Raw genomic sequence first — 25,529 nt, forward strand, 5'->3', positions numbered from 1 at the left:
AGGGCCGAACTCGGAGCCGCGCCATATGGCCCCAAGCGCCCCCGACTTCAACGTCAGCCAAGAAAAAGGGCGGCCCGCGAACGGGCCGCCCTTCTTCTGGAGATCGCGCGTCAGATCAGAAGGAGATCTTGGCGCCGACTTTGATCTGCCAGGTCGAGGCCGGCAGGATTTGTTGCGGACGACGAGCTTCGTCGCGCGGAGCGTTGTTCGTTCCGCCCTGCGCCAGATTCGGCGTCTGCAGTTGCGAGTAGTTGTAGACCGCGCCGGGAGCGCCGCAGTTCGCGGTGGCTCCACCCGCCGTCTGGCAGTTGAGGACGACCGTGCCGACGCCGCGATAGAACGGATACTGCTCGGTCACGCCCCACTTGTCGTTGAGCAGGTTTCCGAAGTTCTCGACGTCCATATACAGCTTGATCTTGCCGGTCGGGACGAACGCGACCGGGATTTCCTGCGACAGGCGCAGGTCAACCGTGGTCACCGCCGCCGAGCGGAAGCCGTTACGCGGGGCGATCGAACCCGCGTATTTGATCAGGCCGGTGTTGTTCAGGAAGGCGTTGAAGTCCGTCAGGTTGATGCCGGTATAGGTGATGCGCGGATCGCTGGTCGCGGTCACGACACCGTTGGCGTCCGTCTGCGGCACATAGAACAGCTGGTTCGAGGTGCCGAAAGCGCCCGAATAGGACTGCGGCACGGCATTGCCGAAGTCGTTGTCGAAGTTGCCCGAACGGCTGTTGTGATAGACGAAGGAGTAAGGCAGGCCCGAACGACGCTGAGCGAAGACGTTCACCGAGGTTTCGTTGTCGCCGAACAGGGCGCGGGCCCAGCTGACGTTTACCGACAGGCGATTGCGGACTTCGTAATCCGAGGTCGCCAGGGCCGGGTTGTTGTGGTCCGACGAAGCGAAGCGAACGAACGAGGAGTCCGGCTGCGAGCTGGTCATCGGGTTGCCGTCTTCGGCTTCCGTGTAGGTGTAGGTCGCGCGAACGTCGAGGCCCTCGAAGACGCCTTCCTTCCAGCTCTTCTGCGCGGTGATCGCCGCCGAGGCCGAGTAGCCGCCGTCCTTGAGGTTGGTCAGCAGCAGATCGAACTGGTTGGCGCCGATCGTGCCGGTCGTGGTGCGACCGTAAACGGGGCGACCGTCCGGCGCCGTACCGGTCTGAAGGGCGCGCAGGTCCTTGTAGTACAGTGCGTTCTCAAACTGGTTGTAAAGCAGGTCGGCTTGCAGACGGAAGTCTTCGATCAGCGGCAGGCGGAAGTCGCGCGCCACGGTCAGGTTGTATTTCCAGGCGCTGGGCGTCACGAAATCGGGGTCAAGAGCGACCACGTTGCCGTTGCCCGGCGTGAAGGTGCAGTTCGCCCCGGCAGGAACTTGCGACAGGTTGGTGATGCCCGTCAGCGGGCCAGTGCAGACCGAGTTGGTGATGCGCGCGCCGTCGTTGCCGAAGGGGTTGCCGATCTGCACGTTGGTGCCGATGGCCGAGAACCGGCCGATGCCGCCCGACACCGTCCACTCGCCCGGCGTCCAGTTGAAGCCGAAGCGCGGCAGGAACAGATCCTGACCATCGAGGTTCGCAGTGTTTGCGAAGCCTTGGCGCGACACGAAGTTGGCGTTCAGCACCGGCGCGTCATCCATGGCGAACCAGTCGTAACGCAGGCCATAGCTGACGCGCAGGCTATCCGTCACTTGCCAGTTGTCTTCGGCGTAAACGGAGTTGAGGTCGTAACCGAACTCGACCGCACCATTGCGAGCCGTGCCGAAGGTGGCCGGAACGGTGCCGCCCGCCGGATTGACGGCGCCGCGAATGAACAGGCTGGCGGCGTTGCCGTTCACGAAGTCGTTGTAGCTGTTGAAGGTCCAGGTGCCCAGCGACTGGGAGACGAAGACGTTCAGGAAGTCGCGCTTCTCTGCCCGGATGCCGGCCAGGATATCGTGCGACCCAATGTTATAGCGCGCGATCAGCTCGGCGTTGGTGTTCTCGCTGTACAGATAGTTGTCGTGGCGGAAGTTGTCAGCGCCGAACTGGATTTGCGGCGTTCCCGACCCGGCCAGAACGCCCGGCAGGTCGGCGACGTTAACAGTCACCTGACCAACGCCAAGGCCGCCCGTGGGCAGTTGGGTAGTCTCGGTTTCCTTATAGCCCACGCGCAGTTCGGTCGAGAAGCTCGGCGTCCATTGCGAGTTCAGCTGGGCGTTGTACGTCGTGAGGCGCTCGTCCTTCAGATACTGGGTCGATTCCAGGCCGACGCGCGGTTGAGTGACCGAATCGCCATTGGGGAAGACCGAGCTGGTGCTGCCGTTGAACGAGGTGCCTTGGGTTTCCTGATAGGTCAGGGCCAGACGGTGATTTTCGTTGATGTTCCAGTCGACCTTGGCGAGATATTTCTCGTCGTTGACCGGCGGGGCATTGTTGACGAACGAACCCGTGTCGTAGCCGTAACGCGCCTGCGCGGCCTGACGGAAGGTTTCGATCGCGCCGGTCGTGATGCGCGGAACTTCGGTAGAGAAGCCCGATCCGACGGGACCTTCATCCAGCGAAAACTCGGATTCGAACTTCTCATAGGACAGGAAGAAGAACAGGGTATCCTTGATGATCGGACCGCCCAGCGTCGCGCCCCAGGTCTTTTCCTTAAAGGTGCGGACGTAGGGGATCAGGTTATTGTAGCCATAGGCCAGGTTGGGCGCGCCGTTAAGGCGGGTGCGGTTGTCATACCCCCAGTAGCGATCGCCCAGCATGGCGTCGTCGCTGTACTCATAGAAGGCCGAACCGCTGAAATTGTTGGTGCCGGACTTGGTCACGGCGTTGATCGAACCGCCGATGAAGCCGTTGTTGATGACGCTGAAAGGAGCGGCCGAGACGTTGACGGCTTCGACGGCGTCGAGCGAGATCGGCGAACGTTGCGTCGGATAGCCATTGCCGTTCAGGCCGAACTCGTCGTTCTGGCGAATGCCGTCGACGGTCAGTTGGTTCAGGCGCGTATTCGTGCCGGCGAACGAGAGGGCATCTTCGTTCGAAGGGTCGATCGTCGCGAACGGATCAAGACGCGCGGTGTCCTTCAGATCGCGGCTGATCGAGGGCAGCGAACCGATCGTGTTCGCGCCATAGTTGGAGGCCGAGCCGGCACCGAAATCATTGGCGAAACGACGCGTGCCGACCACAACGACGTCGGTGACGGTGTTGGCGAACAGTTCGATGTCCGCATTGGCGGGGTCGCCGACGCTGATGCCGGACAGTTGAGCTTCGCCCGAACCTTCAGCGGACGACGCCGTGATCATGTAGGGGCCGCCGACCCGCAGGCCGCGCGCCGAGTAGAAGCCATTTCCATCCGCCACGGTCGTCGCAGTCGTGCCGGTGGGCTGGTGGACCAGCGTGACGGATGCGCCAGCCACGCCGGCGCCGTCGGCGCTCAAAACGCGACCGCGAATGGCGCCGGTGGTTTCCTGAGCATAGACCGCAGTCGAGGCGGACATCATGATGGCGACGGCCGAAGCGCCGTACGCCAGTTTGCGGAAGGTCATTAGCTATCCCCAGCTGGTGGACCGAAATTGGTCGAGGACATGTTCGAGACATGTCGCAATCCAGCCCCCTCTAGGGCGGATGTCAGAACCTAGGACGACAGTTATGTAACGGTAATATGACAGGCGCGGAGGGTGTTTTGGGCGCCACACCGCGTATGGCTACCGCTAATCAGCTGCCCGTTCGAAGACGTCCGCAATTCCGTGGGCTGTCGGCACGATGGCGTGCGGCTCATGATAGTTGCCGTTCACCTGGCTCTGGGCGATCACATGCGCGCGGAACCGCGTGAACAAGGCGCTGTCGGGAGCCTCCGGCGCGCACCAGAAAGCGTCCAGCGGCTTCTGGTCGGTCAGCCCCTCGAAGTCAAAGAAGGCGTCGCCCAGAACCTTGACCGGCGTGTGGAAACCCAGCGCCGACAAGGCGGCGCTGGAGTTGTTGACGACCATGCCTCGCGACGCACGGCACAGCGCTGCCAGATTGCCGCCATCGATGAAATCGACGCGTCCCGCCAGCCCATGCTCCTGAGCAAGCCGCATTGTGACCGCGCGAAGATTGACCAAGCCCGGATCCAGCGGATGGTTCTTGACCACCAGCCGCATCTCAGGCGACGCGTGTGCGGCGAAGCTGGTGATGACGGCCGTCAAGAAGGCGCGATTGTCGGCGTATCGGGAATAGCGCAGCAGCTGCGCATCGCCCTCCCGTTGCAGGCAGACGATGAAGAACTCACCTCTGTCCCGGATGATGTCGGCGTCGCAATTCTCGGGTCGACGGAAGGCCAGGCTGATGTAGCGTCGAACATGGCCCAGGCACTGCTTCAACGGGGAGAACACATAGGGCGCGGTATAGTTTGGGAAGAACGCTTTTCCCGCCACCTGCACCGTATGATACGCGCTGATATTGGCGACATGGTGCGGCAGGATTTTTCCGACTGCGACAGGCTCGGGCAATTGCGGCGCTGGCTCGGGATATCCGTCGCGGAAGCGTGGCAGCGCGCTTGAGCCGTTTACGCCATTGCGCTCGACCGTGACCCAATCAGGACGAAAATAGCCGTTTTCCAGAACCCAGACACGAGCGTTCAGGGTGTCGGCTGCCGCCAGAACCGCGCGGTTGTAGGCGCCGGCCTCGCCAAAGACGATGACGTCGCTGAAATCCGCGACGATGTGCGCCAGACCATCGGACCAGGATCTCGCCGTATCCTTAAAAACCAATCCACCCGGTCTGCGCCAGTTCATCGCATCGCCGGCATTGAAGATCATGCGATTGATGACCGCCCCACGCGATTCGAGCACGGAGGCCAGTGCGGCTCCGAACGATCCGAAGGGGGCGGAAACGATCAGAAAACGACGGCCCGACAGGCCATGTCGACCACCTTGTCGTGTCGCGGGGAATGCAGAGACGGCTGTTGTCTGGGGAAGCGCAGCTGTATGCAGCCGCAGAGATACGCTGGGCCGAACGTCATCTGCCCTTAATCGATAACGCCGACGACGCCGCGCCGACAGAACTCGAGAAGACGAACGCACGTCCATCATCACGCCCACCGGTACAATGACGAAACAGAAACCGCTTCGGCACGGCCGTTGCAACCGAAGAGTTTGTCGACAAAGGGCATCGTCGCCCTTTTGTCGCGACCATCCTTCGCGATCAATCGAAAACGCCCGAAGTTCAGGAATTTTAAAACGTGGCCGTTTGAGCGTTGTTTTCTAGCATCAAAGCCGCCGCCGCCGGGAAGGCGACGACGGCTCGATGTCTTTGGAACGACGACTTCCATGCTTCACAGGTTGCTGGTTGGGTGATCCCAACCAGCAACCTTAAAGCTTTAGAAGTTGATGTCGATGGTCGCGCGGCGGTTGAGCGGTTCGCGCACACCGTCGGCGGTCGGCTTGGCCAGGTTGGTTTCGCCCTTGCCGTCGAGGGCGATCACGCCGCCGTTGACGCCCGAGGCGACCAGCGCGTCCGCGACGGTGCGCGAACGACGGTTGGACAGGCCCAGGTTATAGGCAGCCGAACCCGAGGTGTCGGTGTAGCCCACGATCAGGACGCGCGTCGGGCGACCCGACTTGGCGTAGTTTGCGGCCTGCGTCACCACCGAACGGGCTTCCGCGGTCAGGTCCGAGCGATCCCAGTCGAAGTAAACGACGAACTGGCGAGCGACCGGGGTCTGAGCGACCGGAGGCGGGGGCGGCGGGGGCGGAGGAGGCGGCGGCGGGGGGGGAGGCGGAGGAGGCGGCGGCGGCGGAGCGTCTTCCGCGCCGAAGCTGTAGCGCAGACCCAGGGTCACGGTGTGCGACTGATCGTAGTCGCCGTCCCATTCGCCGAACTGCGTGGCGCCTGCACCCGTGCCGACCGTCGTCGAGGCGAAGTTGGCGTCGCCCGTTAGGTAACGGTAAGTCAGGTCGATGTTGGCGCGGTCGCTGATGGCCCAAGCCAGACCGGCAATCGCCTGAGCGGCGAACTTGGTCGAATCGTCGTCGACAGCGAACGTGGCTGCACGGTTGGCGCGCAGACCACCGATCGTATCGGTCTTCACCTGGTTCACACCGGCGCCGAGGCCGACGAACGGACGAACGCCCCAGTATTCGAAGCCGAAGTCATAGATGACGTTAGCCATCAGGGTCATCGATTCGATGTCACCTTCGGGCGAGAAGCAGCCGCCCGTCGCCGGGGTCAGGTTACAAAGGCCTTGGGTGCCGGTGACGGCGCGAACGCGACCGATGTCGCCCGAGCGATAGCCGCCTTCCAGTTCAACGCGCCAGTTCGGGTTGAAGCGGTAGCCGAGGCGAGCGAACGCCGCCCAGCCGTCGTTCACTTCCCAGTTCCAGTTGGCGCCGGTCGTGGACGATTCAGCGTTGATATCGTCGATCATGTGGTAGCCGGCGTCGATGGCGCCGTACCAACCATTGGGTTCTGCCGATGCGGCGCCAGCTGCGAACAGCCCGGCTGCGGCGACAGAGGCGAGAAGTTTAATCTTCATAGCTTCCTCACTGTGTGAATGCGCGAAGCTGCACAATAGCACAGCATTCACCCGACCGAACGGCGTGGCTGGCGCACGGTTCCGCGCTTGAGTTACGATTGTGTCGACTGTGGCGCCGTTTCAACACATTGGGCGCCTGCGAAAGGAAACGAATATGGCGATGCGGTTTGACGGACAGGTGGCGATCGTGACGGGCGCCGGAGGCGGCCTGGGGCGAGAACACGCGCTCGCTCTGGCGGCGCGCGGAGCCAAGGTGGTGGTCAACGACCTGGGCGGGGCGCGCGACGGCTCGGGCGGGTCGGCGACGGCGGCGGAATCAGTCGTGGCGGAAATCAAGGCGGCCGGCGGCGAGGCAATCGCCAATGCGGCCTCGGTGACGGACTATGCGGCGGTCCAGGCCATGGTCGATCAAGCTATGGCGAAATGGGGCCGGATCGACATTCTGGTGAACAACGCCGGCGTGCTACGCGACAAGACCTTCGCCAAGATGGAGATCGAGGACTTCCGCTTCGTCGTCGACGTCCACCTGATGGGGGCGGTCAACTGCACGAAGGCGGTGTGGGAGATCATGCGCGGGCAGAACTACGGCCGGATCGTGATGACGACTTCGTCCTCGGGTCTGTACGGCAACTTCGGCCAGTCGAACTATGGCGCGGCCAAGATGGCGCTGGTCGGTCTGATGCAGACCTTGTCGATCGAGGGGGCCAAGAACGACATCCGCGTCAACTGCCTGGCGCCCACCGCCCACACCCGCATGACCGAGGATCTGGGCGCCGCCCTGCCGCTGGAGGCGCTGGCCCCGGCCCTGGTCACGCCGGGCCTGCTTTACCTGGTCAGCCAGGATGCGCCGAGCCGAGCCATCCTGGCCGCCGGCGCCGGCGGGTTCGAACGCGCCTATGTCACCCTGACGCAAGGCGACTTCGTCACCGGGGACAACGCCCCCGAACAGGTCGCCGCCCGCTTCGACGCCATTTCGGACCGCGCCGGCGAGATCGTCCCAGAGATGGGCGCCGCCCAAGGCATGATCGAACTGACCAAGGCCCAGAAGGCCCACGGCGGTTGAACAACAAGGCGCCTTGCGTTGACGCGACGTGAGGCGGCTAACTTCGCTTCAGAGGAAACCGGCCCCAAGCAGCGCGAAGCGCGGTAGGCCAAACAAGAATGGGCTCAAGTAGCCCAAAGGGCGATAGCCCAGGAGGAAAGCCCATGCGCGAAGCCGTCATCGTCTCCACCGCCCGCACCCCGATCGGGCGCGCCTATCGCGGCGCCTTCAACGACACCCAGGCGCAGCAGCTCGGCGCCCATGCGGTGAAACATGCGGTCCAGCGCGCGGGCGTCGATCCGGCAGAGATCGAGGACGTGATCATGGGCGCGGCCCTGCAGCAGGGTTCGACCGGCACCAACGTCGCGCGCCAGATCGCGCTCGCCGCCGGCCTGCCCTCTTCCGTTCCGGGCATGAGCCTGGATCGTCAGTGCGCCTCGGGCCTGATGGGCATCGCCACGGCGGCGAAACAGGTCGTCTTCGATCAGCAGAAGATGGCGGTCGGCGGCGGGCTGGAAAGCATCTCCCTGGTCCAGAACCAAAATATGAACCTGTACCGGATGAAGGATGAGGCGCTGCTGAAGCTGTCGCCCCACATCTATATGTCGATGCTGGAGACGGCCGAGGTGGTGTCGCGCCGCTACGGCGTCAGCCGCGACCGCCAAGACGAATATGCGCTGAAATCCCAGCAGCGCACGGCCGCCGCTCAAGACGCCGGTCGGTTCGACGCCGAGATCGTGCCCATGACCACCACGATACTGGTCATGGACAAGGCCACCGGCCAGACCTCATCGAAAGAGATTACCCTGTCCAAGGACGAGGGCAACCGTCCCGATACGACGCTGGAAGGCCTGGAGGCCTTGAAGCCCGTGTTCGGCGGCGGCGAGGAGATCGAGACGGGCGAGTTCATCACCGCCGGCAACGCCTCGCAGTTGTCGGACGGCGCCTCGGCCTGTGTCGTCATGGAGGCCGGCGAGGCGGTGAAGCGCAATCTGCAACCGCTCGGCGCCTATCGCGGCATGGCGGTCGCCGGCTGCGAGCCGGACGAAATGGGCATCGGCCCGGTCTATGCCGTGCCCAAACTGCTGAAACGGCACGGCCTGACGGTCGACGACATCGGCATCTGGGAGCTGAACGAGGCCTTCGCCGCCCAGGTTCTCTATTGCCAGGACACGCTGGGCATTCCCGACGACCGGCTGAACGTCTCGGGCGGCGCCATCTCCATCGGCCACCCCTATGGCATGTCCGGCGCCCGCATGACCGGCCACGTCCTGATCGAAGGCAAGCGTCGCGGCGCCAAATACGGCGTCGTCACCATGTGCATCGGCGGCGGCATGGGGGCTGCGGGATTGTTCGAGATCTTTTGAGTTCTCGTCATCCTCCGGCAAGCCGCTTGCGGCGCCGACCGGGGGACCCAGCGGCGCGCGAGAGCGCGAACCTGTTGCGGAGTTTGCGTTCAGGATCGTGTGGCGCGCAGATCGCCTACGCCGCCGCCGGCCCCCCGGTCTCGCTACGCTCGCCGGAGGATGACGAAAGAATAGATCGTCGGATCAAGCCCGAGGATGACGAAGAAAACTAAACTCGCTCGCTGACCTTAATCGCGACCCGGCACCCCGCCTTGATCACGCTGGACAGCAGCCGATAGGCCGGCGCCTCGCGGCTGCCGTGTTCGATGGCGTGGTCGTGGTGGGCCAGCTCCTCGTCGCGGAACTGTTTCAGCTCGGCGGCCAGGGCCGGGTCGCGGTCGCCGATCTCGGCGATCTGGTCGGCATAGTGTTTCTCGATCACGCTCTCGACCGCCTCGGTGCAGGCGTGCGCGGCCTTTTCACCCATCAGGGCCGTGCCGGCGCCCAGGGCCGAGGCGGCGATGCGCCACAGGGGCGTCATGACCGTGGGCCGCACCCGCCGCTCGTTCAGCAGCCGCTCGAAGCGCGCCAGGTGGACCGCCTCCTGGTCCTGCATCTCCGACAGGTCGTGGGCGATGCCGTCACGCCCCTTGCGCCCTTCAAACACCGCCTTCTGGGCGCGATAGATCAGGACGGCCGCATATTCCCCGGCGTGATCGACACGCAGGATTTCGTCCATCCGCGCCTTGTCGGCGCCCTGACCGGGACGGGGAAGCGGAATGGAATGGCTCATCGCATCAGGCCTTTTCGATCCGGGGCGCGCGGGCGTCCTTGGGACGTTTCGCCGCCAACAGGCTGAACACCGCAAGCGCCGAGGCGATGATCGCGTTCCATCCTGCCATCGACAGACCCAGCCAGCTCCAGGCCACATCGCCGCAGCCGATCACCTTGGTCACTGGCCCCGTGCCCATGGCCAAGGCCGTCAGACTGTCTATATCGACCGAGCCGCCGATGGACGAACAGGTCGCAGGCAGCGCCCACCATTTGTATTCGCCGCCCATGTGGAAGATGGCCGTGATGGCGCCTGTGGCGAACACGGCCGCCAGCAGGAAGGCGGCGATACGCGGCGTGCCCCGGCGTCCGCCGCTGAAAAGCGTCCAGCCCGTGGCCAGCACCGCAACGACGGCCGCCCCCCAATAGACCTCGCGCTGCTTCAGACACAGGTTGCAGGGCGCAAGCCCGCCGAACCGTTCGAACGCATGGGCCGCGCCCAGCATGGCCAGCGACGCGGCCAGGGCGAAGGCGGTCCACCAACGGGTCAGAAGGCGATAGACATCGATCATCTTGAAACGGTCTTACCCCGCCCCGAACGCGCCGTCGACTTACAGAAGCTTCAGGACGACGATCAACGCGACCAGCGCCACCAGGCCGATCACGCTCCACATCGCCAGCCGCTTTTCGACCTGCGCCAGCATGGCCGGCCCCCAGCGTTTCAGGATCCACGCCTCCAGGAAGAACCGTCCGCCCCGCGTCACCACCGACGCCCCCATGAAGACCGGAAAGCTGAACGCCGCCAGGCCCGAGGCGATGGTCACCAGCTTGTAGGGGATGGGCGTCAGCCCCTTGATCAATATGACCCACAGCCCCCACTGATCGAACCAGACGCGGAACTGCTCCAATCCGTCCGAATGGCCCAGCACTCGCATGATCGCCAGGCCCAGGTCGGTCAGGAAATAGCCGATCGCATAGCCGAGAATCCCGCCCAGCACGGACGCCACGGTGCAGACGGCGGCGTAGAAATACGCCTTCTGCGGCCGCGCCAGGATCATGGGCGCCAGCATCACGTCGGGCGGAATGGGGAAGAACGAACTCTCGGCGAAGGACACCATGGCCAGGGCCTTGGTCGCATGGCGGCTGCGCGCCAGGTCGAAGACGCGGTCATAGAGTTTGCGCAGCATGGCGATCCTTAAGGCGGCACGGCGCGTTAGCACCCCTGCGGCGTTGCGTCATCCTCGGCCGCGACGTCCACCTGCTAGAGCCCCCGTATGACGACCCCCGCCTCTTCCCCGTCCCCGGCCCAGCAGGACGACGTCAGCCATAACATCACTCGCCTGCTGCGGCGGCTGGCCGACGACGGCGGCGACGCGGGCCTGACCCTGCACGAGATCCGCGACCGGCTGGACGAGCGCGCCTACGGCCTGTTGATCCTGCTGCTCTCGATCCCTTGTCTGGTGCCGGGCCTTTACGGCGTGCCGCAGGTGGTCGGGCTGATCGTCATCCTGCTGGCCGGCCAGATGCTGGTCGGGCGCGAGGAGCCGTGGCTGCCCCGCTGGTTCCTGAACCTGCGGTGCAAGGGCTCGTGGCTGAAGGCCATGGCCGATTTCGCCGAAACCAAACTGGGCTGGATCGACCGGTTGTCGCGCCCCCGCCTTCGCCGCTTCGCCGATGGGCCGGGCGAAAAGCTGGCCGCCGTCTTCATGATCCTGGCGACCGTGACAATCGTCATGCCCCTGACCAACACCATCCCGTCCATCGCCCTGGCCCTGCTGTCGGTCGGCCTGATCCAGCGCGACGGCCTGTTCGTCCTCGCCGGCTGCGCCGTAACCACCGTCTGGCTGACCATCCTGGGCGCGCTCGGGACCGGCCTTCTGATGGGCGCCGAATGGGCCACGCGCTGGCTGCCGGGCTGACGTCAACATCGGTTCCAGCGCTGCAAGCGTAGCCTTAGATGTCCAAGAATTAACGGGCGCCCGGGTGGTGATCCGTGGAAGGTAGCGTGACCGACCGACGGTCGATCCTTCTCAAATTCCTTCCACGGCGTGTCATGGCCTTGCCTCTTCGTTCCTCCCGCATCCTGTTCGTCGCCTTCGGCGCGCTGCTGGCCACCGCCCTCCCCGCAACCGCACAAGACTACCGCCAACCCTTCCATCCCGATCAGTTGAAGGGACCGCCCGCCGGCGCGCTGAACGAGGTTCTGGTCCTGGGCACGCCGCACCTGTCGAACATGGGCGACGGCTTCAAGGTCGAAAGCCTGGCGCCGCTGCTGGATCGGTTGGCGGCGTGGATGCCGACCGCCATCTCAACCGAGGACCTGTCGGGACTGCAATGCGACAGCCTGCGTCGCTATCCGTCGCGCTATGCCGAGACGGTCGAAACCTATTGCTGGGATCCCGCTCCCGCCGCCCTGGCGACCGGCCTGGACGTACCGGCCGCCAACGCCGAGGCCGACCGGCTGCTGGCCGAGTGGCCCGCCCAGCCCACGGCGGCCCAGCGGCGCCATCTCGCAGCGGTCTTTCTGGCGGCCGGCGAGCGGGGATCGGCCCTGGTCCAATGGCTTCGGCTGGCGCCGGAAGACCGCACCACTGGCGAGGGCCTGAACGACGCCCTAGTCGCCGTGCTGAACCGCATCAAGGACAGAGCCAATGAGACCTACTTGATCTCCGCGCCGCTCGCCGCGCGGCTGGGGCTGGAGCGGCTGTGGAGCGTCGACGACCACTCCGCCGACACGCCCGACCTGACCGACCCCGTCGAGAAGAAAGCCTATGCCGACGCCATCATGGGCGCGTGGAACAATCCCGCCAGCCAGACCCGTCGAACGCAGGACGCGGAACTGGGCGCCGCCCTCGATCAGCCGGACGGCGTGCTGCGCATGTACCGCGCCTATAACGCGCCGACCGTCCCGGCCATGGCCTATCAGTCCGATTTCGGCGCAAATCTGGTCGAGCCGTCGCCGCAGGCCTTCGGCCGCCGCTACCTCGGCTTCTGGGAGACCCGCAACCTGCGAATGGTCGCCAATATGCGCGATGTTTTGGGCCTCTATCCGGGCACTCGGATGCTGGCCATCGTCGGCGCCTCGCACAAGGGCTACTACGAGGCCTATCTGGACCAGATGCACGACGTCCGGCTGGTCGATCCCGAAGCCGTCCTGCGCTGATCGCATAAAGACGACAGACGGGGCTTACGGGTCGTCCGTCATCACGACCCCGTGGCTTCGTCTTGGCTCCGTCGTCTTCTGTGACTAGGTTCCGCGCCAATCGGCGGCCAGACCGCCCTCAAGATCACGCGGGAGACGCGCCATGAACGACATGACCCAGGCCCAAGATCAGGCCGCGGCGGAACAGATCGACCTTGAAAACCCCCTCGGCGTCGACGGTTTCGAGTTCGTCGAATTCACTGGCCCCGAGCCCGAGGCGATGATTTCGCGCCTGGAGCTGATGGGCTTCACCCAGACGCACGTGAACCCCAAGACCGACGTGGTGCGCCTGAAACAGGGCGATATCAGTTTCCTGGTGCAACGCTCGCCCAAGGGGCAGGCCGCCGACTTCGCCAAGGATCACGGCCCGTCCGCCAACGGCATGGCTTTTCGCACCACCGACGCCAAGGCCGCCTACGAGGGCGCGCTGGCTCGCGGCGCCGTCGCCGCATCGGACGCCGCCGGCGGCGCACTGGGCGACGACTACCCCTACATCCTGCAAGGCATCGGCGGATCGCTGCTGTATGTCATCGACCAGTACGGCGACGCCGGCTCGCTCTATGACGCCTGGGACGAGATCGAGGGCTGGGAAGAGGCCGAGCGCAAGAACTCGATGGGCCTGGAGATCCTGGACCACCTGACCCACAACGTCCGACGCGGCCAGATGCGCACCTGGTCGGGCTTCTACAACTCGATCTTCAACTTCGAAGAGCAGAAGTATTTCGACATCAAGGGCAAGGCGACGGGCCTGTTCTCCCAGGCCATGATCGCGCCCGACCGCGCCATCCGCATCCCGTTGAACGAAAGCCAGGACGAGAACTCCCAGATCGAGGAGTTCATCCGTCGCTACAACGGCGAAGGCATCCAGCACATCGCCCTGACGACCGAGAACATCTTCGAGACGGTCGAGGCGATGAAGGAACGCGGCGTCGCCTTCCAGGACACGATCGAGACCTATTTCGAACTGATCGACAAACGCCTGCCCAACCATGGCGAGGACGTGGAGCGGATGCGCAAGAACCGCATCCTGATCGACGGTTCGGACGAGGAAGGTCTGCTGCTGCAAATCTTCACCCAGGACACCTTCGGCCCGATCTTCTTCGAGATCATCCAGCGCAAGGGCAACGAAGGCTTCGGCAACGGCAACTTCCAGGCCCTGTTCGACTCCATCGAGCTGGACCAGATCCGTCGCGGCGTCATCAAGGTCGACGCCTGAATGACGATGCGGCCGCCGACCTGGCTGCCCTGGCTCGGCCCGGTCCTCGCGGCCGGCGCCGGTGCTTTGGCCGGCGAATACTGGCTGGGCGGCGGTTTCTGGATGGTCCTGATCGCCGCCCTCCTCTGCGGCTTCGCCCCATCATCGGCTATCAGGTGTGGAAGCGGCTGCACCACAGGGGGTGAGACCGCCCCCTTGCATCAGCGAAGCGGCATGTAGCGGCAGGTGAAGCTGGGATCGCCGGACATCGGGCGGGGCGTCAGGTGGATATGCATCCGCTGGGTCTGGGCGGCGTCTTGAAGCGCGAAGGCCTGTTCGGCCTCATACATCTCGTCGCGGTGGGCGTCACTCCAGCCCGAGGCCAGCTTTATGGCACGCGACTTGGCGGCCTCAAGCGTGTCAGCGACGACGAAGACGTTCCGGTGCTGCTCGGCGAAGGCCACCCCGTCATAGCCGCCCAGGTTCACGTAATAGAGCTTCTCCTGGCCGGTGTAGGGCTCGGGACGCAGGCTGACGTCACAGCCGTCCGCGTGTGAAATCTCCGACCAGCAATCGATGTGCAGACTGCCCGTCTTGCCCCACCACTGTTCACGCAGGGTGTCGTAGGTGGCCTCGATCGAGGGCGCGGCGATGAAGCGCATATCATGCACTTCGATATTGGCGCAGGGGTGCTCGCCGCCGATGTAGATCGCAAACAGCTTCATCAGGTCTCCCTTCAGGCCGCCGAGGCGGCGGGATGGGGCGGGTTCTCCTCGCCTTTGACCACCAACGCCAGCCTGCGCCCGACGATCCCTCCCATTTCAAAGGAACTGGTGATGCCCTGCGCGAAGGGGTGGCGGCCCATCAGGAACGGCAGCGTCAGGCAAAACAGTCGGTCCGACGGCAGCGGCGCATCGACGGGTCGAAACAGCTCATCGACAGCAATGCCGCGCACCACGTCGGGCGCGTCATTGGCGACCTCGTCGCGAACGATGCCCTGTTCCAGCAGCGACAGAAACGGAAACTGGATCGCGGCCAAGGCCTGCTGGCCGGTCGCCTCGATGAATATCGGAAAATGCCGCGTCCGTCCGGCGATCGTCACGTCGGCTCCCCGTTCCGGACTTTGCGTATCAACCTCGTGATCCTCACCGAGCGCCAGAACCTCCAGCTTGCCGGCCTCGTGCAAGGCCAACATCCGCTCGATCGATTCATGCGGCACGCCGGCGTAGACATCGACGAAGATCGGTTTGAACACCCGGCTGAAGCGCTCAAATTGCGAGGCGTCCAGATGCGGCACGATCGCGGCGACGACTTCATGCATGCGAAGGATGGCGTCGCGCCACGCCACCGTGACCCTGGCGGTGTGATTGGCCCGCGCTTCGTCCAGGTTCGCCGCGGCCCAGACGAACGGATCGCTCGCCGCACGTCGGGCGAAATAGGCCTGGGCGAACGTTTCCAGAGTCGCTTCTCCCAACCCCGTTTCTGCGGCGTAGATCGGATCGGCTTGGATCAGCTCGCGCCGAAAGAGGTCGAACACCGCGTCCAGAAAACCACCTGTCTCCTGCACGATCAGGGCCGCGACCGCCTCCGGCGTGCAGATATCCAGCGGGGCGTGGGGCAGCGGAAAATAGAAGTCCGCTTCCGGCAGAATGCCCTTGCGCGACATCATGGTCAGGCGAAACGCCTGGGTGTCCGGCGCGGGTTCGTACACCAGCCGGTCGCCTTGACGGACGAAGGAGCCGTGCGATCCCGCCAGGGCGACCGCAGCATCGATCGCCGTCAAGGACGAGCCGCGGATCCCGATGTCCGTCGCGGGGATCTTGGACAGCGCCGAGGCCGGCCACGGACTGAGGTAATAGCCCGGACGGCCCTGCTGTCGTGACGGCCATTGGTGACCCGTGGCGAGGACCACATGATCGAAGACCGCCTTGCTCGCGCGAAGGGATGGCGGCGAGACATAGGTCAGTTCGATGCCCTCCGGCGTGTTCGCGGCGTCCACCACGCGACAGTCGGTCATCACCTGGATCGAGACGCCACCGGCCCTCGCCAGTTCCACAATGGCGGCGAACTGATTCTCGAAATAGCGTCCCAGGGCGAGACGCGGCACGAAGCTTCGCTCGTCCAGCGCGGCAGGGTCGATGTCCAGCGCGCGCACCTCCGCCGAGGTCCGTTCAGCCAGCCAGTCCGCCAGGGTTTGCGTGACCGGCGGGATTTCCACGCTGGCGATGTTCGACAGCATCGCCCGGTGGTTCCACTCGGCGCTGTAGGGGCTGCCCGATCCCGCAGCCCCGCCCGCCTCGATCACGGTGATGCGCGCCGGCAGGTCGTCTTGGGACAGCAGGGCGTGAAGCGCGTAGAGAGTGGTTGGCCCCGCTCCGACAAAGGCGATCGATGCAGTCATGCGCCCACAATGCGCGACGCGGGCAAAGGCGCCAGGGCGCATGATTTTTCAATCGGAACAGCCACCTCCGCCCAGCCGGACACGTCCGATCTGCGCGATTTCGCACATAAGGTCGACGAGATACGCTCGCCGTCATTAGGTGCTTCGCTTTTCTTTGATCGATCAGCCTGACACGACCCCGTCATGGGTTACAGTGCGGGCGCCAACGTCCAGCGAACGCCCTGATCCGGCGCCGGGAGGAGTTTCACGATGCGCATCGCCTGTTCGGTGCTAGTTGCCCTCTTTGCACTGTGTTTTTCCTCGGCCCACGCCCAGGACGGTCCGTCGCAATGGTCGCTGGCGATCCACGGCGGGGCGGGCGTGATCGAGCGGTCCAGCCTGACGCCTGAGCAGGACGCGGCCTATCGCGCGGCGCTGAAAGGCGCGCTGGACGCCGGTTCGGCCGTGCTGAAAAGCGGCGGCTCGGCGCTGGATGCGGTTCAGGCCGCCGTTCAGGTCATGGAGGACGATCCCCTGTTCAACGCCGGGCGCGGGGCGGTCTTCACCGCGGCCGGCCGTAACGAGCTGGACGCCGCCGTCATGAACGGATCGGACCTGACCGCCGGGTCGGTCGCCGGCCTGACCACCACCCGTCACCCCGTCGCCGCCGCCCGCGCGGTGATGGAGCGGTCGCCCCACGTCATGCTGATCGGACCCGGCGCCGACGCCTTCGCCGCCTCGGTCGGGCTGGAGCAAGTCGATCCGGCCTTCTTCTTCACCGAGCGCCGCTGGCAGGGACTGGTTAAAGCCCTGACCGAGGCCGGACAGCCGATCCCCGAACGCCCCGTCGGCGCGCCTCTACCGGGCGCCCAAGCCGAAATCGCCCCGCCCCTGAACGAGAAGAAGTTCGGCACGGTCGGCGCCGTGGCGCTGGACAGCCAGGGTCGTCTCGCCGCCGCCACCTCGACCGGCGGCATGACCGCCAAACGCTGGGGCCGGGTCGGCGACGTGCCGATCATCGGCGCCGGCACCTATGCCTCCAACACCGACGGCTGCGCGGTGTCCGCCACCGGCGACGGCGAATATTTCATCCGCGCCACCGTCGCCCGCGACATCTGCGCGCGGATTGCGGGAGGCGCGGCGACGCAGGCCGCCGGTCAGGCGGAGATCGCTGACGCCGATCGTCTGGGCGGCAAGGGCGGCGTCATCGTCATGGGACTGGATGGCCGCCCCGCCTTCGCCATGTCCACCTCGGGCATGTATCGCGGCGCGGTCTCCTCGACCGACCCCGCCCGCGTCGCCATCTACGCCGACGAACCCTAAGCGCCCGTTCAGACCAATTAGACGAATTAGACTTTCTTTTTTCCCAGACCGAGACCCATGCCTGCATCCGATGACGAACTGACCGTGATGGCCAACGAGGAGTTGGACGCCGCCTGCGCCATGCCCTTCGTCGAGGTCAGGAAGATCACCCCTTGGGGCGACAGTTACGAAGGCTTCGCACCGTCCGGCCGCACGGTCGAGGTCGAGCGTCGCTATCTGTGGGCCGTCGAGCCCGAAGGCGGCGTCATCGTCGAGGTCGAGGTCCGCGACCGCGCCGCCCGCACCGGCGCCGAGGCCCGCGCCCTGCTGACGGCCGCCGACTGATTCCGCCGTTCCCAACATCGCAAATCCGGTCTAGGCCTTGGTCATGAAACTCGCCTCGCTCAAGCACGGCCGCGACGGCCGCCTCGTTGTCGTCTCTCAGGACCTAAACTGGTTCACCGACGCCTTCCTGATCGCCCCGACGCTGCAGGCGGCGCTGGATGACTGGGACCGCTGCGGCCCCCGCCTCGAGGCCTTGGCCGAAAGCCTGGAGCATGAGGCCGTGCCGCGCGGCCGCTTCCATGAGCGCGACGCCGCCTCCCCCCTGCCCCGCGCCTATCAGTGGGCGGACGGCTCGGCCTATGTGAATCACGTCGAACTGGTGCGTAAGGCGCGCGGCGCCGACATGCCCGAGAGCTTCTGGACCGACCCGCTGATGTATCAGGGCGGCTCCGACAGCTTCCTGCCGCCGCGCGATCCGATCCCGCTGGCCGACGAGGCCTGGGGCTGCGACCTGGAGGCCGAGATCGTCGTGGTCGTCGGCGATGTGCCGCAGGGCGCGACGCGCGAACAGGCGCTCGACGCCATTCGCCTGGTCGGCCTGGTCAACGACGTGAGCCTGCGCAATCTGATCCCTGCCGAACTGGCCAAGGGCTTCGGCTTCGTCCAGTCCAAGCCCGCCAGCGCCCTGTCGCCGGTCTTGGTCACACCCGATGCGCTGGGCGACCGATGGAAGGACGGCAAGCTGCACGGCGCCCTGTCGGTGCAGCTGAATGGCGAGGACTTCGGCAAGGCCGATGCCGGCGTCGACATGACCTTCGACTTCGGAACCCTGATCGCCCATCTGGCCAAGACCCGCTCGCTGGGCGCCGGGACCATCATCGGCTCGGGCACGGTGTCGAACAAGGACGCCGACGGCGGCCCCGGCAAGCCGGTTTCGGAAGGCGGCCTGGGCTACTCCTGCATCGCCGAGGTCCGCACGGTCGAGACGATCCTGCGCGGCGCGGCCGACACGCCCTTCCTGAAACACGGCGACACGGTGCGCATCGAGATGCTGGACGAGCGTCATCATTCGATCTTCGGCGCCATCGAACAGACCGTAGCGCCGCTATCCAGCGCGGATTGACGCCGCTAGGGTGCTGAGAGCGGTCTCGGGGGAGGCCGCATCCGGTCTTTGGGGAGAGACGACGTGCCGCCTGAAAAACTGATCCCGCTGCTCATGATCCCGATCATGCTGGTGGTCGTGCTGCTGAAGAACCGTCGGAAGCGGGTACTGAAGCCGCAACTGCTGTGGGTCATGCCGGCCATCGTCCTGCCGCTGATCGGCCTGGGGCTATGGGGCACGGCCCAGAACCCGAACATGGCCCATGCGCCGTTCGGTCCCGACGCCTGGGCGGTGCTGGCCATCGGCGGGATCTTGGGCGGCGTCGCCGGCTGGTATCGCGGCAAGACCGTCACCATCGAAAAAGAGGCGGACGGTTCCCTGATGGCCCAGGCCTCGCCGCTGGGTCTGATCCTGCTGGTCGTGCTGTTCGCCGGCCGGTCGCTGCTGCGCGACCTGATCGAAAGCCACGCCGCCGCCTGGCATCTGAACGTCCTGGCCGTCACCGACGCCTTCCTGGTCTTCGCCATGGGCCTGATCGTGATGCAGCGCGTCGAAATGTACATCCGCGCCCGCCGCATCCAGTCCGGCGGCACGGACAGTCATGTGGAGGTCGCGGCCTGACGCTTCGGGCTGGACGCGGCCTTCGCCTCTGTGGCATGAGGCGGTCCTTCCGCTGCGGGCGTGGTGGAATTGGTAGACGCGCTGGACTCAAAATCCAGTTCCGAAAGGAGTGCCGGTTCGACCCCGGCCGCCCGCACCACTCTTCGTCGGTTCAGCCCAGCTGCCGGTGGAAGAACGCCGTCACATCGGCCAGCACCGTCGCCTTCTTGCGAAAAAGGGGCGAGAAGGTCGCGATCAGGTCGGCGTGGTCCAGGCCGGGATAGAGCTTAGCCTCCGAGCGCCCGCCCACCGCGCGCATCCGCTGATCCAGAATGACCGTGTCCTCGTCGTGGACCACTGTGTCGGCCGTGCCGTGGCCCAGCCAGATCGGCGGGGCGTCGGCGCGCACGAAGGTGACGGGCTGGGTCAGGGTCGGGTCCGGCGCACGGCCAAAGGCGTTCTGCGACGCCGCCACGTCGAACGGCAGAAAGTCGTAGGGGCCCGCGAGACCTGCCGCCGCCTTGATCAGATCCGGACGGCCGACGGCGGCCATATAGCGTCGGTCCAAGGCGATCATCATCGCCAGATGCGCACCCGCCGAATGGCCCAGCACGCCAAGCCGCGCGGGATCGCCGCCGTATTGACCGACCACCTCGGCCGCCTTGGCCGTGGCGGCGGCGGCGTCCTCGATGAAAGCCGGGAAGACGACCTGGGGCACGATGCGGTAGTCCGGCAGGGCGACCACGAACCCGCGCGCCGCCAAAGCTTGCGCCGCCCAGCCATACTGGCTGCGCGAGCCCGAATCCCAGCCGCCGCCATAGAAGAAGACCAGCGTCGGATAGGGGCCAGGCGCGGTCGGCGCATAGAGATCCATCTGCTGGCGCGGATCGTCGCCATAGGGAATGTCGCGCGCGACGCGGCGCACCCCGCCGTCCCTCGGTCCCAAGGTGTTCAGCAGGCTCAGAGGCGAGCAGGCGGCGGCGAGAAGCCCAAGGGCAGGCGCGAACAGTCCACGGCGGGTCATGCAAAAGGCTCCATTACCCACAATACGCTCGGATCGCCGGATCGGTCGTCGTCAACGATCAGCGGGCATTGGCGATCAGCCGGCCGCAATCGGCGTCCTCGGCCAGGCCCGGATCGACGAAGGCGAACAGAGCCGTCACCGGCGCCACCACCGCGCCCAGCAGGCCCGCCAGACCGCCCTGCGACACGACCGAACCGACATCGACCCCGACCTTGGGTGCGGTCAAGGGACCGGACACGGTGATCGGCGCCCAAAGGCGCAACAGCCGCGGCTTCTTGGATTCGCCCTCGATCCGCAGGTTCATCGTCTCGGCGCCCAGGTTGATGCTGCCCTTGCCCTGGGCCAACACCACATCGGTGTCGATGACGAAGGTGCGGGCGACCGCCGTGCCGCTGCTGACATTGAAGTCGGCGACGGCGCAGCGGATCTGGCTTTCGGACTGATCTCCGCTCAACAGCTTCAGCAGCCCCGCGCTGGCGTTGATGCCCAGCAGTTCGGCGAAGGCCGCCCGCATCTTGCCGTTCGGCACGACCAGGCTGAGCGAGCCTTTCGACGCGCCAGCGAAATCATGAATGGAGGCGCCAGGCCCCTCCAGCTTCGCCCGGCCCAGCGCCCTGCCGGTGACGGGCGCCGAGCCGTTGCGCGCCGGGATGATGGACTCCAGTGGATAGCCGGCCAGACGCAGATCGACGGAGCTGTAGGGGGCGTCCTTCGTCGCATCGATCCGCGCCGTGCCGTTCAGCGCGCCCCGGTTGAAGTCGAAGCTGATCGGATCCAGCTTCAGGATGCCGTCCTTCAGGTCGGCGCCCAGGTTCACCTGACGTACGTCGAAGGCGTTCGCCTTCACCGATCCGGCCCGATAGGACAGGGTGCCATCCATGGTCTGCAGACGCCCGGTCTGCAGCTTGGCGTCCGGCAGCAGCTTGCCGCCGACCACGACCGGCGCCTCGGTGTCGGTGCCCGCCGCATTGGTGCGGGTCCGCGCGCCCAGGACAGCGGCCAGATCGTCGATGTCCAGACGGCGCGAGGTCAGGTCGGCGTCGACGCGCAGACGCTGGCCCGACTGGACCTTCACCTCGCCCGACAGATCGGACGCGCCGACGCGTCCGTCGAAATCCTCGAAGGTCCAGACCCGCCGATCGCGGTTCAGCGCCCCCGATAGCCGATACGGCGGCGTATTGGGCAGGGCGACGCCGGTCAGCAGATAGAGGTCCGACATGTTGCGGCCCTGGATCGTCATGGTCGCATCGAACCGCCCCAGATCGAACGGTCGAGTGATCGCCCCCTTGGCGACCAGGGACGAATCCGCGCCGGTCACATCCGCCTCGAACCGATAGGGACGATCGCGCCGGATGTTGATGAAGGGACCGCCCTCGATCCTGACGGTCATGGGCGCGCCGCGCACATCGCCGCGCCCGTCCAGCACGAAACCCGCCTGACCGCTGGCCGCCTCGCGCGCATTGACCGCCGCCTCCAGCGTCAGTCCGCGCCGCTGTTCCTCAAAGGTCAGCTGGCCGTCCTTGATGACCAACTGTTGGATGACCGGCAGGTTCAGCCCTTCGCCGTCGTCGGGCTTGTCGGGATTCAACTGCCAGCTCTTGCGGCCGTCCTTGGTGGAGATCAGCACGACTCGGGGCCGGGTGAAGCTCAGCAGGGGCATCTCAACCTGACCGGCCAGCAGCTTTCGAAGGCGCACCGAGGCCTGGACCTCATCGACGTCGGCGGTGTCGCGATCGCGCGCCCAGTCGGGACCGCCGATCTTAAGCCCCCGCACCACGGCGGACGGCGTCCAGCTGAACAGATTGACGTTCAGATCGCCGGTCAGGGCGATTTCGCGATCGAATTTGACCGAGGCCCAGCGGCCGATAGGTCCGCGCAGCATGTTCCAATCGAATAGGGCCAGGAAAAGAACGATGGCCGCCACGACGACCAGCACCACGCCCGCCGCCCATTTTTCTGCCGGCCCCGGTCGTCGAACCGCCGCATAGACGGGATCGTTGTCGCGCACCCAGTCACGCCAGGTGCGCAAACGCGCCCCGGCCGGAGCCCACGCCCGCTGGTTCAGGTCGGCCCGAAAAGTGCGCCAATTCTGTGGGTTCGACAATCGCTCGTCTCCGTCAGCCAGAGGAAACGCACCAGCCCCGGTTTGGCGCCGCCGGGTCAGCTTGTCGTCGATCTGACGCGAAGCTGTCGCATAACCTTTACAAACTCCAGGATCGGCGCATAATTTGTCAGAGTCCTGATATTAATTCAGGCCGTGGAGGACTGCCGATGACCCGTTTCCTGACCCCCGCCCTGATCGCTACAGCTTTGGCGGCCGCAACAACGCCGGCGCTGGCCCAAAGTCCGCGCCCCGCCGAGCGCGCGGCCGTGCTGCAAACTGTCAGGGTATGCGGAACCGACGTGGCCTCACGCACGGCCTATCAACGCGACCATGGCGCGACGCCGAGCTTCGTCACGGCTCAACAGGCCGTCTCCGCCTATCAGTCGGGCCAGCGCTGGGCCGCGCCGCGCTGCATGACGGCGCATCAGTATGACCGCCTGGCCAGCGCGCCGATCCAGCGCGCCGCGCTCTGACCCCGACCAAACGCGCATGAAGAAGGGGCGCGGTCGTCGGACCGCGCCCCTTTTTGTCTTCCGGACGGACGCCTGTTACTGCGTCGGTGTCAGATATTTGTTCAGCCAGCCGAACACCTCATTGTGCCATTGAAGGCTGTTGGCCGGCTTCAAGACCCAGTGGTTTTCGTTGGGGAAGACGATCAGCCGGCTGTCGATGCCGCGCCGTTGCAGGGCGGTGAAGGTCGACAGGCCCTGGGCGGTCGGGATGCGGAAGTCGCGGTCGCCCTGAACCACCAGCATCGGCGTCTTCCAGTTATCGACGTGGTTGGCCGGGTTGAACTTCTGATAGCCCTCCGGCTTGTCCCACGGCGTGCCGCCGTATTCCCATTCGGTGAACCACAACTCTTCGGTCGAATAGCCCATGCCGAAGGTGTCGAAGACGCCGTCGTGATTGACCAAGCACTTGAATTCGTTCGACCAGTTGCCGGCGATCCAGTTGATCATATAGCCGCCGTAGGAGGCGCCCAGCGCACAGGCGTTGTCGCCGTCCAGGAAGCTGTATTTCGCCTGAGCCGCCGCCCAGCCCTTCTGCAGGTCTTCCAGAGGGCGGTCGCCCCAATGCTGGCTGATCGCATCCGTGAAGGCCTGGCCGTAGCCAGTCGAGCCGTGGAAATCGATCATCACCACCGCATAGCCCGCGCCCGCATAGGTCTCGGGGTTCCAGCGATAGGACCAACCGTCCCCGAACGAACCTTGCGGCCCGCCGTGGATCAGGAAGGCGACCGGATATTTGCGGCCCTCGACGTATCCGGCCGGCTTGATGACATAGCCGTGGACCGTCTCGTTGTTCCAGCCGGCGAAGCTGAACTGCTCATACTCGCCGAACTGTTTGGCGGCGAAGGCGGGGTTGGACTGCGTCAGACGGCGCGGCATTTCGCGACCCAGATAGGTCTTGAAATACAGGTCGCCCGGCTCGCGCAGGCTGTCCTGGGCGAAGACGAAGCCCGACGGCGTCTGCTGGAAGGCCGAGACGTGGCCCGCGCCCGTGATCGGCGTGACCACGCCGTTGCGCGTATCCACCGAAAACAGCTTGGTCGAGCCGACGTCGCCTGCCGTCGTGTACAGCGTCTGGCCATCGCGCGACCATTGCAGCGTGTCGGCCGAGCGATCCCAGTTCGAGGCGATCTCGCGCTTCTGGCCCGTTTCGACGTCCATCAGCACGATCTGATAGCGATCGGCCTCGAAGCCCGGCCGCGCCATAGCGCGATAGGCCAGGGTGCGGCCGTCCGGCGAGAAGACCGGGCCGGTGTCCCAGGCGTCGTTGCCGTCGGTCAGATTGGTGAAGGTGCCGTCGCCCGACAGGCCGTTGGTCTTCCACAGGTCGAAGTTGGTGCTCCACGGCTCGGTCTGACCGGCCAGACGCGCCGAAAAGACCACGGCGTCGCCAGCCGGCGTGAAGACGAACTCGCTTTCGTCGCCGAAGGGCTTGGAGGGCGTGTCGCCGTCAAAGCCCTTGGTGATCCAGGTCGGCGTGCCCGTGGCCTTGCCGTCGCGGCCGATCGACTGGACGAACAGGTGGTTCTGGGTGTGGTCGTTCCAGGTGTCCCAGTGACGCACGAACATGCGGTCATAGACCTGGCCCGTCGTTTTCTGCTCGGCAATGGCCTTGCCCTGTTGGACCGAGGCGTTCAGGTCGGCCGCATTGGGATAGACGGCCAGCGACACCGCCACCTTGTCGCCCGACGGGCTGATCCGATAGGCGTTCACGTCGGTGGGCAGGTTCGTCACCTGAACCGGCGCCGACGTCGGCGAGGCCACGCGCCAGACCTGGCTCGCGCCCGACTTGCCCGACAGGAAGTACAGATTGCCGTCCCCGCCCCAGCGCGCGGTGTTGGCGCCCTGATCCGAGATGGCCAAGCGGCGCGGGGCCGTGTCCGGCGCGTTCAGGTCCAGTATCCACAGGCTGCCGGCGCGGCTGTTGGCCTGAACATCGGTGGTCGTGACCGAATAGACGACATAGCGTCCGTCCGGCGACACCTGAGGATCGCCCAGCCGGTTGGCCGAGATCATGTCCTGGTAGGTGAAGGCGTCCGGCGTCGCGGGCGCGGCCGGAACCGGCGCGGGCGGCACCTGGGCCAGGGCAGGCGCGGCGCTCATCAGCGCAACAGCCGCGCAGGCGGCGGACAGAAGGGAACGGTGACGCATCAAGATCTTCCTCGCGAAGCTTTCTGGCCG

At 65.6% G+C, this 25,529-nt stretch carries 22 protein-coding genes and 1 tRNA gene; 11 read left to right on the top strand and 12 right to left on the bottom strand.

What is annotated here, in order from left to right; all coding sequences use genetic code 11:
• Positions 1 to 115 precede the first annotated feature (115 nt).
• The 4 genes from Q9R14_RS10420 to Q9R14_RS10435 all read right to left on the bottom strand — a co-directional run bounded on the left by Q9R14_RS10420 (position 116) and on the right by Q9R14_RS10435 (position 6,486).
• Positions 116 to 3,517 (bottom strand): carboxypeptidase regulatory-like domain-containing protein, encoded by a 3,402-nt coding sequence (locus tag Q9R14_RS10420; protein ID WP_306002328.1) that lies wholly within the window; start codon positions 3,515 to 3,517, stop codon positions 116 to 118.
• 165 nt (positions 3,518 to 3,682) lie between these two features.
• A complete protein-coding gene (locus Q9R14_RS10425) occupies positions 3,683 to 4,804 on the bottom strand; it encodes a capsular biosynthesis protein (protein ID WP_306002329.1) in 1,122 nt (373 codons plus the stop codon).
• Positions 4,805 to 5,043: 239 nt separating this feature from the next.
• Complete coding sequence (locus Q9R14_RS10430; protein ID WP_306002330.1) at positions 5,044 to 5,283, bottom strand: hypothetical protein; 240 nt, start codon at positions 5,281 to 5,283, stop codon at positions 5,044 to 5,046.
• Positions 5,284 to 5,331: 48 nt separating this feature from the next.
• Entirely contained in the window at positions 5,332 to 6,486 is a 1,155-nt protein-coding gene (locus Q9R14_RS10435; protein WP_306002331.1) for an OmpA family protein, read from the bottom strand.
• A gap of 154 nt (positions 6,487 to 6,640) precedes the next feature.
• On the opposite strand from Q9R14_RS10435, the gene Q9R14_RS10440 reads away from it, so the two are divergent.
• Both Q9R14_RS10440 and Q9R14_RS10445 read left to right on the top strand, forming a co-directional pair.
• Positions 6,641 to 7,549 (top strand): SDR family NAD(P)-dependent oxidoreductase, encoded by a 909-nt coding sequence (locus Q9R14_RS10440; RefSeq protein ID WP_306002332.1) that lies wholly within the window; start codon positions 6,641 to 6,643, stop codon positions 7,547 to 7,549.
• Between the two features lie 143 nt (positions 7,550 to 7,692).
• A complete protein-coding gene (locus tag Q9R14_RS10445; RefSeq protein WP_306002333.1) occupies positions 7,693 to 8,895 on the top strand; it encodes an acetyl-CoA C-acyltransferase in 1,203 nt (400 codons plus the stop codon).
• 208 nt (positions 8,896 to 9,103) lie between these two features.
• Here Q9R14_RS10445 and Q9R14_RS10450 read toward each other — a convergent pair whose 3' ends face one another.
• From Q9R14_RS10450 to Q9R14_RS10460, 3 genes are read right to left on the bottom strand one after another with little or no spacing between them, the layout of a single operon-like run.
• Entirely contained in the window at positions 9,104 to 9,667 is a 564-nt protein-coding gene (locus tag Q9R14_RS10450) for a demethoxyubiquinone hydroxylase family protein (RefSeq protein ID WP_306002334.1), read from the bottom strand.
• 4 nt (positions 9,668 to 9,671) lie between these two features.
• Positions 9,672 to 10,217 carry a disulfide bond formation protein B gene (locus Q9R14_RS10455; protein ID WP_306002335.1) on the bottom strand — a complete coding sequence of 182 codons (546 nt, stop codon included), beginning with the start codon at positions 10,215 to 10,217 and terminating at the stop codon, positions 9,672 to 9,674.
• A gap of 39 nt (positions 10,218 to 10,256) precedes the next feature.
• A complete protein-coding gene (locus tag Q9R14_RS10460; protein ID WP_306002336.1) occupies positions 10,257 to 10,832 on the bottom strand; it encodes a YqaA family protein in 576 nt (191 codons plus the stop codon).
• 87 nt (positions 10,833 to 10,919) lie between these two features.
• On the opposite strand from Q9R14_RS10460, the gene Q9R14_RS10465 reads away from it, so the two are divergent.
• From Q9R14_RS10465 to hppD, 3 genes are all read left to right on the top strand, one after another.
• Positions 10,920 to 11,564, top strand: coding sequence for an exopolysaccharide biosynthesis protein (locus tag Q9R14_RS10465; RefSeq protein WP_306002337.1), 645 nt, complete (start codon positions 10,920 to 10,922; stop codon positions 11,562 to 11,564).
• 134 nt (positions 11,565 to 11,698) lie between these two features.
• A complete protein-coding gene (locus Q9R14_RS10470) occupies positions 11,699 to 12,808 on the top strand; it encodes a DUF5694 domain-containing protein (RefSeq protein WP_306002338.1) in 1,110 nt (369 codons plus the stop codon).
• A gap of 142 nt (positions 12,809 to 12,950) precedes the next feature.
• Complete coding sequence (gene hppD, locus Q9R14_RS10475; RefSeq protein ID WP_306002339.1) at positions 12,951 to 14,063, top strand: 4-hydroxyphenylpyruvate dioxygenase; 1,113 nt, start codon at positions 12,951 to 12,953, stop codon at positions 14,061 to 14,063.
• Positions 14,064 to 14,263: 200 nt separating this feature from the next.
• Here hppD and Q9R14_RS10480 read toward each other — a convergent pair whose 3' ends face one another.
• Together Q9R14_RS10480 and Q9R14_RS10485 are read right to left on the bottom strand one after the other, a co-directional pair.
• Positions 14,264 to 14,767 carry a DUF1543 domain-containing protein gene (locus Q9R14_RS10480; RefSeq protein WP_306002340.1) on the bottom strand — a complete coding sequence of 168 codons (504 nt, stop codon included), beginning with the start codon at positions 14,765 to 14,767 and terminating at the stop codon, positions 14,264 to 14,266.
• A gap of 11 nt (positions 14,768 to 14,778) precedes the next feature.
• Positions 14,779 to 16,443: an FAD/NAD(P)-binding protein gene (locus tag Q9R14_RS10485; protein ID WP_306002341.1), complete on the bottom strand. Its 1,665-nt coding sequence runs from the start codon at positions 16,441 to 16,443 to the stop codon at positions 14,779 to 14,781.
• Positions 16,444 to 16,692: 249 nt separating this feature from the next.
• Here Q9R14_RS10485 and Q9R14_RS10490 point away from each other — a divergent pair, with 249 nt between their 5' ends.
• The 5 genes from Q9R14_RS10490 to Q9R14_RS10510 all read left to right on the top strand — a co-directional run bounded on the left by Q9R14_RS10490 (position 16,693) and on the right by Q9R14_RS10510 (position 19,871).
• Positions 16,693 to 17,745: an isoaspartyl peptidase/L-asparaginase gene (locus Q9R14_RS10490; RefSeq protein WP_306002342.1), complete on the top strand. Its 1,053-nt coding sequence runs from the start codon at positions 16,693 to 16,695 to the stop codon at positions 17,743 to 17,745.
• A gap of 57 nt (positions 17,746 to 17,802) precedes the next feature.
• Positions 17,803 to 18,069, top strand: a complete 267-nt coding sequence (locus Q9R14_RS10495; RefSeq protein WP_017506239.1) for a hypothetical protein — start codon at positions 17,803 to 17,805, stop codon at positions 18,067 to 18,069.
• Positions 18,070 to 18,112: 43 nt separating this feature from the next.
• Positions 18,113 to 19,132 (top strand): fumarylacetoacetate hydrolase family protein, encoded by a 1,020-nt coding sequence (locus Q9R14_RS10500; protein WP_306002343.1) that lies wholly within the window; start codon positions 18,113 to 18,115, stop codon positions 19,130 to 19,132.
• 63 nt (positions 19,133 to 19,195) lie between these two features.
• Complete coding sequence (locus Q9R14_RS10505) at positions 19,196 to 19,732, top strand: CcdC protein domain-containing protein (protein ID WP_306002344.1); 537 nt, start codon at positions 19,196 to 19,198, stop codon at positions 19,730 to 19,732.
• Positions 19,733 to 19,786: 54 nt separating this feature from the next.
• Positions 19,787 to 19,871, top strand: a tRNA-Leu gene (locus Q9R14_RS10510).
• Positions 19,872 to 19,883: 12 nt separating this feature from the next.
• Here the strand turns inward: Q9R14_RS10510 and Q9R14_RS10515 are convergent.
• Together Q9R14_RS10515 and Q9R14_RS10520 are read right to left on the bottom strand one after the other, a co-directional pair.
• On the bottom strand, positions 19,884 to 20,735 hold the full coding sequence (locus Q9R14_RS10515; RefSeq protein ID WP_306002345.1) for an alpha/beta hydrolase: 852 nt from the start codon (positions 20,733 to 20,735) through the stop codon (positions 19,884 to 19,886).
• 58 nt (positions 20,736 to 20,793) lie between these two features.
• Positions 20,794 to 22,764, bottom strand: coding sequence for an AsmA family protein (locus tag Q9R14_RS10520; protein WP_306002346.1), 1,971 nt, complete (start codon positions 22,762 to 22,764; stop codon positions 20,794 to 20,796).
• 242 nt (positions 22,765 to 23,006) lie between these two features.
• Here Q9R14_RS10520 and Q9R14_RS10525 point away from each other — a divergent pair, with 242 nt between their 5' ends.
• Positions 23,007 to 23,312 (top strand): hypothetical protein, encoded by a 306-nt coding sequence (locus tag Q9R14_RS10525; RefSeq protein WP_306002347.1) that lies wholly within the window; start codon positions 23,007 to 23,009, stop codon positions 23,310 to 23,312.
• A gap of 75 nt (positions 23,313 to 23,387) precedes the next feature.
• On the opposite strand, the gene Q9R14_RS10530 is transcribed toward Q9R14_RS10525, so the two are convergent.
• Positions 23,388 to 25,499, bottom strand: coding sequence for a S9 family peptidase (locus Q9R14_RS10530; RefSeq protein WP_306002348.1), 2,112 nt, complete (start codon positions 25,497 to 25,499; stop codon positions 23,388 to 23,390).
• Positions 25,500 to 25,529 lie beyond the last annotated feature (30 nt).

Source organism: Brevundimonas sp. C43 (assembly GCF_030732185.1).
GTDB classification, from domain to species: Bacteria; Pseudomonadota; Alphaproteobacteria; order Caulobacterales; family Caulobacteraceae; genus Brevundimonas; species Brevundimonas diminuta_C.

Excerpts from the sequence above, each read along its gene's own strand:
- Q9R14_RS10455 (WP_306002335.1), bottom strand. The coding sequence starts at position 10,217 with ATGATCGATGTCTATCGCCTTCTGACCCGTTGGTGGACCGCCTTCGCC.
- Q9R14_RS10430 (WP_306002330.1), bottom strand. The coding sequence starts at position 5,283 with ATGGAAGTCGTCGTTCCAAAGACATCGAGCCGTCGTCGCCTTCCCGGC.
- hppD (WP_306002339.1), top strand. The coding sequence starts at position 12,951 with ATGAACGACATGACCCAGGCCCAAGATCAGGCCGCGGCGGAACAGATC.
- Q9R14_RS10525 (WP_306002347.1), top strand. The coding sequence starts at position 23,007 with ATGACCCGTTTCCTGACCCCCGCCCTGATCGCTACAGCTTTGGCGGCC.
- Q9R14_RS10450 (WP_306002334.1), bottom strand. The coding sequence starts at position 9,667 with ATGAGCCATTCCATTCCGCTTCCCCGTCCCGGTCAGGGCGCCGACAAG.
- Q9R14_RS10485 (WP_306002341.1), bottom strand. The coding sequence starts at position 16,443 with ATGACTGCATCGATCGCCTTTGTCGGAGCGGGGCCAACCACTCTCTAC.
- Q9R14_RS10515 (WP_306002345.1), bottom strand. The coding sequence starts at position 20,735 with ATGACCCGCCGTGGACTGTTCGCGCCTGCCCTTGGGCTTCTCGCCGCC.
- Q9R14_RS10440 (WP_306002332.1), top strand. The coding sequence starts at position 6,641 with ATGGCGATGCGGTTTGACGGACAGGTGGCGATCGTGACGGGCGCCGGA.
- Q9R14_RS10495 (WP_017506239.1), top strand. The coding sequence starts at position 17,803 with ATGCCTGCATCCGATGACGAACTGACCGTGATGGCCAACGAGGAGTTG.
- Q9R14_RS10460 (WP_306002336.1), bottom strand. The coding sequence starts at position 10,832 with ATGCTGCGCAAACTCTATGACCGCGTCTTCGACCTGGCGCGCAGCCGC.
- Q9R14_RS10435 (WP_306002331.1), bottom strand. The coding sequence starts at position 6,486 with ATGAAGATTAAACTTCTCGCCTCTGTCGCCGCAGCCGGGCTGTTCGCA.
- Q9R14_RS10420 (WP_306002328.1), bottom strand. The coding sequence starts at position 3,517 with ATGACCTTCCGCAAACTGGCGTACGGCGCTTCGGCCGTCGCCATCATG.
- Q9R14_RS10500 (WP_306002343.1), top strand. The coding sequence starts at position 18,113 with ATGAAACTCGCCTCGCTCAAGCACGGCCGCGACGGCCGCCTCGTTGTC.
- Q9R14_RS10445 (WP_306002333.1), top strand. The coding sequence starts at position 7,693 with ATGCGCGAAGCCGTCATCGTCTCCACCGCCCGCACCCCGATCGGGCGC.
- Q9R14_RS10465 (WP_306002337.1), top strand. The coding sequence starts at position 10,920 with ATGACGACCCCCGCCTCTTCCCCGTCCCCGGCCCAGCAGGACGACGTC.
- Q9R14_RS10530 (WP_306002348.1), bottom strand. The coding sequence starts at position 25,499 with ATGCGTCACCGTTCCCTTCTGTCCGCCGCCTGCGCGGCTGTTGCGCTG.
- Q9R14_RS10490 (WP_306002342.1), top strand. The coding sequence starts at position 16,693 with ATGCGCATCGCCTGTTCGGTGCTAGTTGCCCTCTTTGCACTGTGTTTT.
- Q9R14_RS10470 (WP_306002338.1), top strand. The coding sequence starts at position 11,699 with ATGGCCTTGCCTCTTCGTTCCTCCCGCATCCTGTTCGTCGCCTTCGGC.
- Q9R14_RS10480 (WP_306002340.1), bottom strand. The coding sequence starts at position 14,767 with ATGAAGCTGTTTGCGATCTACATCGGCGGCGAGCACCCCTGCGCCAAT.